The sequence below is a fragment of the Aquabacterium sp. genome (assembly GCF_036279655.1).
GTDB lineage: Bacteria > Pseudomonadota > Gammaproteobacteria > Burkholderiales > Burkholderiaceae_C > Aquabacterium.
Genome location: NZ_DASUIT010000017.1, coordinates 57008 through 67984 on the forward strand (window position 1 = coordinate 57008; position 10977 = coordinate 67984).

General features: G+C 66.0%; 6 protein-coding genes. 5 read left to right on the forward strand and 1 reads right to left on the reverse strand.

Features of this window, described 5'->3' with window-relative positions; translation table 11 throughout:
* Positions 1-259 precede the first annotated feature (259 nt).
* From VFW84_RS02005 to VFW84_RS02015, 3 genes are read left to right on the forward strand one after another with little or no spacing between them, the layout of a single operon-like run.
* Positions 260-4294, forward strand: a complete 4035-nt coding sequence (locus VFW84_RS02005; RefSeq protein WP_329678757.1) for a response regulator — start codon at positions 260-262, stop codon at positions 4292-4294.
* On the forward strand, positions 4291-6519 hold the full coding sequence (locus tag VFW84_RS02010) for a putative bifunctional diguanylate cyclase/phosphodiesterase (protein WP_329678758.1): 2229 nt from the start codon (positions 4291-4293) through the stop codon (positions 6517-6519). The genes VFW84_RS02005 and VFW84_RS02010 overlap by 4 nt, the downstream gene beginning before the upstream one ends.
* A 44-nt stretch (positions 6520-6563) precedes the next feature.
* A complete protein-coding gene (locus tag VFW84_RS02015; protein ID WP_329678759.1) occupies positions 6564-8270 on the forward strand; it encodes a diguanylate cyclase in 1707 nt (568 codons plus the stop codon).
* 12 nt (positions 8271-8282) lie between these two features.
* Here VFW84_RS02015 and VFW84_RS02020 read toward each other — a convergent pair whose 3' ends face one another.
* Positions 8283-9866 carry an NAD(P)H-hydrate dehydratase gene (locus VFW84_RS02020; RefSeq protein WP_329678760.1) on the reverse strand — a complete coding sequence of 528 codons (1584 nt, stop codon included), beginning with the start codon at positions 9864-9866 and terminating at the stop codon, positions 8283-8285.
* A gap of 427 nt (positions 9867-10293) precedes the next feature.
* Between VFW84_RS02020 and VFW84_RS02025 the strand changes: the two genes are divergently transcribed.
* Together VFW84_RS02025 and VFW84_RS02030 are read left to right on the forward strand one after the other, a co-directional pair.
* Positions 10294-10731: a BLUF domain-containing protein gene (locus tag VFW84_RS02025; RefSeq protein WP_329678761.1), complete on the forward strand. Its 438-nt coding sequence runs from the start codon at positions 10294-10296 to the stop codon at positions 10729-10731.
* Between the two features lie 50 nt (positions 10732-10781).
* A partial coding sequence (locus VFW84_RS02030) for a cysteine-rich CWC family protein (RefSeq protein ID WP_329678762.1) occupies positions 10782-10977 on the forward strand: 196 nt, incomplete at its 3' end.

Sequence of the window (10977 nt, forward strand, 5' to 3'; positions counted from 1 at the left end):
CAGCCACGCCATCCCCCTGCCCGCAGAGCGCAGTTCAGAGGGGGGTTTGCCGGGAGCTTGGATTTCCTGCATCAAATTGATTGTAAGAAGGGCAGGACGGGGTTTCTTCGACTGTATGAAATCCGCAATAGGCCTTACATTGCTACGCTTGGACAGATGGTGTGAAGTATGCCCCGTGTTCATCGGGGGTAAAGGGGTGTAAATCCCCACTCGTGGGTTCACGATGTCGCAGGCAGAGAATTCGACGCGAAAAACTTGGTTGACCCTGGCCGCCATCTTCGGAGTGCTGCTCACCTGCGCACTGGCATGGCCCCTGGGTTGGAGCGGTCTGGGCCTGGCACTTGTGCTGTGGGCAGCCGCAGGCGTTGGCTTCATGGTGCGCCATGGTCTGCCTCAGAACGACGCCGTTGACGACCTCCCACCCCAGGAACTCAGCACCACCGTGCTGGCCACCCGCTCGGACGCCACCCAGCCGCCGGACACCGAAGTGCCCGACCCCAGCGCCCCGGACACAGCCCCCCCCAGCACCCTGCCCGACCCCAGGCACCCGACACAGCGCTGGCTGTATCTCTCGCGCGACATCGCCGAGAAAGCCCGTCAGGCCGGCTCCCTGCCCCAGGCCCTCAACGATGTGGGGCAGATGCTCCATGAACACCTGGGCTCGCAGTCCTGGGTCTGCCTGCGGGTCGAAGGCTGGAACGGCGAATCGGCCCTGCTGCGCCCCTGGATGGAGACAGGTCACGATGGCGACGACCACATCGACCCCGGCTCGATGTCCTCCGTCGGGCGCGACGACGCCCCCCTGGGCCAGGCCCTGAGCCTGCGTCAACCCTGCCTGGCCGACATCGGCCCCCTGGGCACAGCCGCCCCAGGCCATGCCCCCTGGCGCCAGCATGGCGGGCGCCGCGTGCTGGCCGTGCCCATCGTCGTGGACAACTGGCCGGTGGCCCTGCTGGAATACCTCGATCCCCTGCCGCTGAGCGCCGACCTGCACATCGTGCTGCAGATGGCCGCCATCCAGTTGGGTTTTGTGGCTCAGCGCGACAACACCCAGGCCCGCATCGCCAACGACGCCGAAAACCTCGGGCGCCTGGGCCTGGTGGCCTCCCGCATCAGCAGCGGCGTGGCCGTGCTGGACCGCAATGGCCTGATCGAATGGATCAATCCCATGTTTGTGGCCCTGACGGGCTGGCCCCACCAGAAGGTGCTGGGCCGCAGCCTGCCCGACCTGCTCGCCGAGGAAGTGCAGGACGCTGAGCAGGTGGAGCAGGTGCGCCAGCTCATGGCCGGGGGCGGGCCTTTCCGCATCTCCTATGAATCGACACGCCACAGCAACGGCGCGCTGACCCGCTACTGGGGCGAGATCGACGCCATTCTGATGCTCGATGAATCCGGAGGGCGCAGCCAGTATGTCTGCCTCTTCAATGACATCACCACCCGCAAGCAGCAGGAGCACCTGCAGGCCCAGGAGAAGGAATTCCTGGAGGCCCTGCTGGGCAATCTGCCCATCAGCCTGATGGTGCTCGATCCCGTCGACCTCACCGTGGCGGCCATCAACCGCTATGCCGAGTACGAACTGGGCCTCAAGCACAACGAGGTGATCAAACGTCCGATCGCCGACTTCCTGGGGCCCGAGGTGCTCAAGCTCACCGAGCCGCAGATGCGCAGGGCCATCCGCACCGGCAAGGCCGTGGATCACGATTTCGTATGGCAAAATTCTGAGCGCCGGTTCGTGGTGAACGCGCGCCACTTTGCGCTCCGGCACTCCAATGGTCAGCCCCGCCTGCTGATCACCCTTGCGCGCGACATCACGGCCCAGCGCCAGGCACGCCTTGACCTTGAGGAATCAGAGCGCCGCTTCCGGGAACTCGTCGAGTCCATGGATGACTGCGTGTACGTGGCCACCGAGCACCACGACACCTTTGTCTACCTCAGCCCACGCACGCCCGAACTGCTGGGCGTCAGCGCCGAAGCCCTGCAACAGGAGCATGGCCTGTTCGACAGCCTGGTGCTGCCGCGCGACCGACACCTGCTGGATGCTGCCAACGCCGAGGGCAATGTGATCGATGCCGTCGCCCCATCCGATGTCGTGGTCCGCATCCAGCATCCCACCAAGGGACTGCGCTGGTTGCGCCGCCGCAGCCGGTTGCGCCAGCTGGACGACGGCGAACGCCGCGTCTATGGCCTGATCTCCGACGTGACCGACGAGCACCAGCAGGCCCTGGAGTTGCAGCGTGCCCGCGATGCCGCCGAGAGCGCCAGCCAGGCCAAGAGCCAGTTCATGGCCAGCATGAGCCACGAGATCCGCACCCCCATGAACGCCATCCTGGGCATGACGGAGCTGATGATGGGCACCCCCCTGAGCGACAAGCAGCGCCGCTACGCGCACGCGGTCTACCGCTCGGGCGAGTCCTTGCTGGAAATCATCAACGACATCCTCGACTTCTCCAAGATCGAGGCCGGGCGCCTGGAGCTGGCGCCCATCGACTTCTCCTTGCAGACCATGCTGGACGACACGCTGGAGCTCATGGCCCCGCGTGCCCACGAAAAGGGCCTGGAAGTCACAGCCCATTTCCAGCCCGGCCTGCCCCCGGTGATCCACGCGGACTCCCTGCGGCTGCAGCAGATCATCACCAACCTGGTCGCCAATGCGATCAAGTTCACCGAACACGGCGAAGTGGTGGTCAATGTCCGCCGCGTCGACAACGACCTCGGCCGCAGTGCCGCCGAGCTGGTCGGTCAGACCATCGAGCTCGAGTTCAATGTGCGCGACACCGGCATCGGCATCCCGGCCGACGTGATCCCCCGTCTGTTCAGCGCCTTCACGCAGGCCAATGCCGGTCTGGCCCGACGCTATGGCGGCACCGGCCTGGGTCTGGCCATCACCAAGCAACTGGTCGAGCTCATGCAGGGGCACATCGAGGTCCAGAGCTCTCCCGGCGTCGGCTCGGAATTCATCTTCCGCATTCCGGTGTCCGTGGCAGAGACGCCCTCGGACATGGCCCTGCTGGACGATCTGGAGATGCCCGCACTGCACATCCTGGTGGTGGACGACAACGCCACCAACCTCACCGTGATCGAGAACATGCTCACGGCCTGGGGCATGCGCGTGAGCTGCGCGCACGACGGCCAGGAGGCTCTGGACCTGCTGCTCAACGCCCCCACCGACCTCGATGTCGACATGGCCCTGGTCGACATGAACATGCCGCGCCTGGATGGTCTGGGCTTTGCTGAGCAGCTCAAGGCTTCCCAGCGCTATCCCCACATCAAGCTGGTGCTGCTGTCGTCCATGTCGACCGTGGACGATGTCCGCCGCTCACAGGACTCGGGCTACGACCGCTTCGTGCCCAAGCCCTTGCGCAAGACCGAACTGCGGCAGGCCATCCTGGGTCTGTCCGCCGACCTGATGCAACCCATGGCCGACCTCGCCCCCCTGCGCCTGAACGTGCTCGTGGTGGAAGACAACCTGATCAACCAGGAGGTCTGCAGCCAGATGCTGGCCCGCCTGGGCTGCCGCGTGCAACTGGCCAGCTCGGCCATGGAGGGCCTGCGCAAGCTGTGTGATGCCCGCTACGACGTCGTGCTGATGGACATCCAGATGCCCGGCATGGACGGCGAGGAAGCGCTGCAGCAGTTCCGCAGCCGCACCCAGTCGCGCTTCAAGTTCATCACCCCGCCCGAGACGCCGGTCATTGCCGTCACCGCCAACATCGACGAGTCGCGTTTCCTGCATCAGGGTTTCGACGCCTACCTGCCCAAGCCTTTCCGTCTGCAGCAGCTTGCACGTGTGCTGCAGACGACGGTGGAGGCCCCGCCCGCAAGCCTTCCCGAGCCAGGCGAGGCCCTCCCCCACGAAACACACGCAGCCGACAGCGCCCAGGCCGATGTGCACCGCGACCTGCCTCCCCGCCCGGTGGCGCAGGCCCCGGGTGCCTGGGGCGAGGTCTTCGACGAACAGGCCGTGCAACGACTGGTCGAACTGGACCCCTCCGGCAAGAATCACCTGCTCGAACGCGTCACCAAGATGTTTGCCAGCTCCGTTGACAAGTACATTGGTCAGATCGAGGATGCCTGGCGTGCTGGCGATCTCAAAAACGTGAGAGATGTGGCACATACACTGAAGTCATCTTCGGCCAACCTGGGCGCGCTCAAGTTGTCACAATGCTGTGTCGAAATCGAAACTGTGATTCGTGATCAGACTGGAAACGATTTGAGCCCGCTCATCATTGACCTTCGGGAACAGGCTGCACGCGTGCTGGCGGCCCTGCCCCTCCTGCTGGAGGCGGGTCGATGACGCGTTACGCGCCCTTCGAGGACGAAGACCTGACAGAGCAGCCTCGGGTGCTGCTGGTCGACGACGACGAAGTCAACCTGCTGCTGACCTCCATCGCCCTGCGCGAGCGAGGCTTCTCGATCCACGAGGCTTCCTCAGGTGATCAGGCTCTGCAGATGATTTCCGAATGGCTGCCCGATGTCGTGGTGCTGGACGCCGTGATGCCGGGCCTCGATGGGTTCCAGACCTGTCAGGAGCTGCGGCACATGCCGGGCTATGAGTCCATCCCTGTGCTGATGCTCACGGGCCTGGAAGACGAGGCTTCCATCAAGCGCGCCTACGAAGTCGGCGCGACCGACTTCTTCGTCAAGTGCAATCAGTGGAGCCTGCTGGCCGGTCGCCTGCGCTACCTGTTACGCGCCTCGCGCACCCGCTACGAGCTCGAACGCAGCAAGGCCAAGCTGGCACGCGCCCAGGATCTGGCCCGCATGGGCAGCTTCGATTGGCGCAAGGACGGCGGCGGCCTGAGCTTCTCGCTGGAAGGCATGCGGGTGTTCGGCATGGGGCCCAACGATCGGCTCACCCTGCGCCGCATCATCCGCATGATGCCGGGCGAGGACCAGCAGGTGTTCCGCCGCATCCTGCGCGATGTGCTCGAACACGGCACGGTGCTGTGCAACGACGTTCAGGTCGCGCTGGCCGATGGCCGCATGCGCGTGCTGCACGTCGAGGCCGAGCCCGAATTCAACGAGCTGGCCAACCTGATCGGCTACACCGGGATCGTCCAGGACGTGACTGACCGGCGCATGGCCGAAGACAAGATCAAGCACCTGGCCAACTTCGACACGCTCACGGGCCTGCCCAACCGCCGCCAGATCTTCTGGCGCAGCGAGCGGGCCATCGAGCACGCCAAGCGCCTGAATCACAGCGTGGCCGTGCTGCAGATCGGCCTGGACCGCTTCAAGGTCATCAACGAGAACCTGGGTCACCATGCCGGTGACGAGTTGCTGATCGAAGTCTCTCGGCGCCTGCGCACCTGCGTGCGCCACTCCGAGCAGGTCTTCGAGGGCGGCCTGGACCTGCATGGTCACCGCAGCCACCGCACTCTGGAAGCGGTCGGCCGGCTGGGCGCCGACGAATTCGTCGTGCTGCTGCCGGAGGTCAAGGACCCCCTGGAAGCCATGAGCGTGGCACGCAGCATCCTCGACAGCCTGCGCGAACCCATGATGGCCGCCGGGCAGGAGTGCTTCATCACCGCCAGCGTCGGTGTCGCCTGCTTCCCCTCTCACGGCATGACGGTGGCCGACCTGTTGCGTCACGCGGATGTGGCCATGGACATGGCCAAGACGCAGGGTCGCAACTCCTTCATGCTCTATGACCCGCAACTGGCCAGCAAGGGGCGCATCCGCCTGGACCTGGACACGGCCCTGCACAAGGCCCTGGAGCGCAACGAACTGGTGCTGTACTACCAGCCCAAGATCGATGTGCGCACCAGCCGCATGATTGGCGCCGAAGCCCTGATGCGCTGGATGCGCGATGGCAAGCTCATCCCTCCAGGCGACTTCATCCCCCTGGCGGAGGCCACCGGTCTGATCAACGACATGAGCATGTGGGCCATCACCGAGGCAGCGCGTCAGGCCCGCGAATGGCGTGACCGCTTTGGTTTCGATGCCTCGATTGCCGTCAACCTGCCCAGCCGCCTGTTCGAACGCGCCGATCTGGTCGACATGATCGAAGGCATCATCAAGGCCCAGGGGGTATCGCCCAGCGCCATCGAGCTGGAGATCACGGAAACCGGCCTGATGAAGGACCTGCAAGGCGTGGTGCCCTCCCTGCACAAGCTCAACCAGCTGGGCATCGAGATCTCGATCGACGACTTCGGCACGGGCTATTCGTCGCTGGCCTACCTGACCTCCCTGCCCATCAGCGAACTCAAGATCGACCGATCCTTCGTGCGCGATCTGGGCACCACCCCTCAGAGTTCGGCCGTGGTATCCGCCATCATCGCCCTGGCGCGTGCTCTGGGCCTGCGTGTCATCGCTGAAGGTGTCGAACAGGTCTCTCAGATGGAGGTGCTCTACAACCTGGGCTGTCAGGTCTGTCAAGGCTTCCTGTTTGCCCGTCCCATGCCGGCCGCCGACATCGACCAGTGGCTCAACGGGCAACCTCATGATCCCCCCCTGCCCCAGATTCGCACGGATCTGTGCGGCGCCAGCGCGGATGGCTCCGTGCTGGGGGGTGGTTGACCCCCACGCCCAACGGCCAGGACACAGGCGCCATGAGTGCCAACATGCCACCCACCCCCGCTCAACTGGCCAAGGCAGCCTTGCTGCGCCTGGCCCAGGGGCAGCAGGAACCCACCCCGGACAACTTCCGGCGCGCCTATGAGGCCGAGTGCCTCGCCCAGGGCGTGCGGCCACCCGAGCCTGTGCCGCAGACCACCGCCGCCGTCCCCGCGGCAGAGGCCGGCAGCGATGACGGCCCACGCTGGGCGGAACTGATCGGCAGGATCTCCCGGGGGCAGGAGCGCAGCAACCGGCAATGGACCGCCGCACGCAAGAAGGACAGCCTGCAACGCGTGCTGGAAGGCAGCCGCCATTCCTCGACCCGATTGCTGCAACGGCTCGGCCAGCTCGTGCAAAGCTGGGACAGCGATCAGGCGGACGAGGCCGCACCAGAGACCGGCTCGGCCGACCTCGATGCACCGACCACGGTGACCAGCGCCACACCTGCCATCCCCGGCATCGAGCCGGGCGTGAACACGGCCACGCCCGCTGTGCCCTCAGAGCTGCCCGCCAGCAGCCCCGACATGCGTCAGGTCGCCCGGGCCCTGGTCGACACGGTGTCCACAGCGCTGCCCGGCAGCGATGCGGCTGCCACCGAGGTTCAGCAGCAGCTCCAGCGGGCCGTGGCACTGACCTGGGCGCCCGCCTCCGATCCGCAACGCATCGGACAGGACTTGCAGGATGCCTGCGCGCAGGCGCGACGCGTCATCGAACACCGCCACCATCTGGTCGACCAGTTGGTCGGTCTGTGTCAGTCGTTGACGGACAGCCTGGTCGATCTGTCCGAAGACGACAGCTGGGTGCGCGGCCAGTGCGAGGCCATGCAGGCCGAACTGTCCGAGGGCCTGAGCAGCCGCGGCACACGGCGCATGCAGCAATTGCTGGAAGACACTCGCCTGCGCCAGAAGGTGCTGCGCGCGGAGCGGGAAGCCGCGCGCAACGGCCTCAAGCAGCTCATTCATCAGATGCTCAACGAGATCGCAGAGCTGGGCCACACCACCGGGCGCTTTCAGGACAATCTGGCACGCTACGCCGACACCATCGGTGAGGCCAACAGCCTGGAAAGCCTGACCGGCGTAGTCCGCGAGATGGTCGAGGAGAGCCGCGCCGTGCACGGTGTGGTGTCGCAGGCGCAGGAGCGTCTGCACACGGAGCATGCCCGTGCCAGCGAGCTCACCGAGAAGGTGCGCCAGCTCGAAGACGAGATCCGCAAGCTCTCCGACGAAGTCTCGACCGACCCGCTCACACAGATCGCCAACCGCCGGGGACTGAACCGCGCGTTCGAGGCCGAGCGTGCCCGGGTCGACCGCCAGGGCGCCCTGCTGGCCGTCGGTTTGCTGGACGTGGACAACTTCAAGAAGCTCAATGACACGCTGGGCCACCAGACGGGTGACGAGGCCCTGAAGTTCCTGGCCCGCCGTGTGGGCGAGAGCCTGCGCCCCAGTGACGTGGTGGCCCGTTACGGCGGTGAGGAATTCGTGGTCCTGCTGCCGGACACCGAAGTGCAGGAGGGGCAGCAGATCCTGACCCGCCTGCAGCGCCAGCTCAGCGCGGAGTTCTTCACCCAGGACGACCACAAGGTGTTCATCACCTTCTCGGCGGGCGTCACCCAGTACCGTCAGGACGAAGCCATCGAGGCGGCACTCGACCGCGCCGACCTGGCCTTGTACGAGGCCAAGCGCACGGGCAAGAACCGCACCTGTGTCGCCTGAGCACGGGTACGGCTAGCGGCCCCACAAGGTGCCCAGCACCCGGGGCAACTGCTCGGGCAGATCCTCGGCCAGCAGGCCCGGTCCAAAGACCTGGGCACAGGCGCCATGCAACCAGGCCCCCGCACAAGCCGCTTCCATGGGCTCCAGGCCCTGGGCCAGCAGACCGGCGATGAAGCCGGTCAGAACATCGCCCGAGCCCCCCGTGGCCAGCCAGGGAGGGCCATTGGTGTTGATGACCACCCGCCCGTCTGGCGCGGCGATCACGGTGTCCGCCCCTTTGTGCAGGACCACGGCACCGCTGGTCACGGCCGCTGCCCGGGTGCGGGCCACCTTGTCCTGCCCTTGTCCTTGCGCCAGGGTTCCGAAGAGGCGACTGAATTCACCTTCATGCGGCGTCAGCACCACTGACAAGGCCCCCTGCCCGATCGTGTCGAACAACTGCGCAGGCTCCTCCTGGAACACCGTCAAGGCATCGGCATCCAGCACCATGGGTCGCCCCAGGGGCTCGCTCAAGGCGGTGCGCACCAGGGCGCGCAAGGTCTCCGAAGCGTCTCCGGGCAGGCCCTGCCGTGCACCCGGCCCCAAGGCCAGGGCATGCCAGTGCAAGGCCTCCAGTTGCTGGCCCCAGGAGGCGATCAGCGTCTGCGCGTCCCCGTCCTCCAGTGGCTGCGCCATGGCCGACAGCAAGGTGGCGGCATACACCGGCCAGGCAGCGCGCGGCACCACCAGGCTGACCAGCCCGGCGCCCACCCGGGCAGCCCCCCGGGCCGTCAGTCGGGCGGCCCCCACCATGCGGGCACCACCCAGGACCAGGGCGTGTCCGCGCTGATACTTGTGAGCCGCCAAGGCGGGTGGCGGCAACTGGCTGGCCCACAGACCCGGATGGTTCTCTTGCACCAGGGGATCACCACCATCGTGCGACAGCGCATCGATCGCCTGCTCGGCGATGCCGATGTCGGCCACCACCAACTCGCCACACAAGGCACGCCCGGGCATCAGCACATGGCCCGGCTTCTTGCGAAAGAAGGTCACCGTCAGCGTGCTGTGCGTGGCCCCCAGGTTCTGCCCCGTATCGCCCTGCAGCCCCGAGGGCACATCGACGGCCACCAGCGGCACCCCCATCTGCGGCACCCGCATCAGCAGAGCATGCACGGTGGGCTCCAGCGGGCGGTCCAGGCCTGCGCCAAAGATGGCATCCACCACGAGTTCGGTGCCCATCAGGGCCGCATCGCCCAGCGGCAAAGGCTGCCCGGCGGACGCCTCACCACTGGACTCCACACACCAGGCCTGCCACAGGCGCGCATGGTGCAAAGCATCACCGCGAAGCTGCTCGATGGGCTGCAGCGACGCGACCGTCACCAGCCAGCCAGCCTGGCCCAGCAGCCGGGCCACGACATAACCGTCACCGCCATTGTTGCCAGGACCGCACAGCACCGTGACTGGCCGAGGGCTCCAGCGCTGGCGGATGGCGCGCACCACCGCGGCCCCGGCGTTCTCCATCAACTCGATGCCGGGCACACCATGCGTCATGGTCCAGGCATCGGCCAGACCCATCTGCCGACAGGACAAGAGGCAACTCGAGGTCAGATCACTCATGGGCATCACACTTTCTGGGGCAGGTCGTGCAGTCTTCACCATTTTCAGGCCACAGCGTGCCACAGGCCACCCCTTTTCGGCCCCACCTGTTGCACACTGGTGTGGCGGTGATCGATGAAATTCATCCAGCCGCAGGACACACCGGGTATCGGTGGTCACACGGGTTGGGTCTGGTGCATGCATCGGACCAGCAGGATGGTTCTGCCATGACCCGTCCGTCGGTGAGACGGAGCCCTCGATGTAGGGGGAGACGGTGCCGCGAACCATGTCGCGACACCAGGAGGTGCGGTGAGCACCTTCGGCACGCAGCCCATCTCGCATGCGCGGATGGGCTGTTTCATTGCCCCCTTCCAAACGATACATACCGGACGTCGAAGAGGCATTCCGCACATGGTGGCCTAGGTGCTTTGGCATTACAGTGCACTCCATGGAAGCGCTGTACTGCATCGTCTACGTGAGCTCTGCCTGGTCTCGCCTTGAAGATCAAGCGCTGGAGACGCTGCTCCAGGATGCCCGTCGGTTCAATGAGCAAGCTCACGTGACCGGCGTGCTGCTCTACAGCGGTGGCACGTTCTTTCAGTACATGGAAGGGCCGCTCCAGGGGGTCACCCAGGCCTATGCGCGCGTTCGCCGGAGCCGTGCGCACCATTCGATCTACGAGTTGCTGAACAAACCCATCGATGAACGAGCCTTCTCTCGCTGGTTCATGGGCTTGTCACACGCACCCGCATCGACCGTGCTGGCCTTGCAGAACGCGGCGTGGCACAGCCAGGTCGATGCGCTCCCACCCGCCCCCCAGGCAAGCGGCAATCACGGACTGCTCCTCCTGCAGGCCTACTGGAGAGACAATGCGCATGCGCTCTGACGCTGTGTCACAGCGCACCGGATGCCCTTGTCCCTTTGCCCCCCCTCACCGTGCAAGCCCTTCCTCACCATGCCTGCCCCCTGTGCGGGGGCCCCAATCAATGCGCCCCTGCCAGGACGGGTGAGCTCTCGACCCCCTGCTGGTGCACCCACATCCAGGTGAGTGAGTCGGCCCTCCAACGGGTGCCAGCCAACTCGCTGCGCAAGGCCTGCCTGTGCCAGGCCTGCGCCAGCGGCCCCCCAGCAG

What these genes read in the sequence shown, in the direction of transcription:
- VFW84_RS02010 (WP_329678758.1), top strand. Translation starts at nt 4,291, where the DNA reads ATGACGCGTTACGCGCCCTTCGAGGACGAAGACCTGACAGAGCAGCCT.
- VFW84_RS02015 (WP_329678759.1), top strand. Translation starts at nt 6,564, where the DNA reads ATGCCACCCACCCCCGCTCAACTGGCCAAGGCAGCCTTGCTGCGCCTG.
- VFW84_RS02020 (WP_329678760.1), bottom strand. Translation starts at nt 9,866, where the DNA reads ATGAGTGATCTGACCTCGAGTTGCCTCTTGTCCTGTCGGCAGATGGGT.
- VFW84_RS02025 (WP_329678761.1), top strand. Translation starts at nt 10,294, where the DNA reads ATGGAAGCGCTGTACTGCATCGTCTACGTGAGCTCTGCCTGGTCTCGC.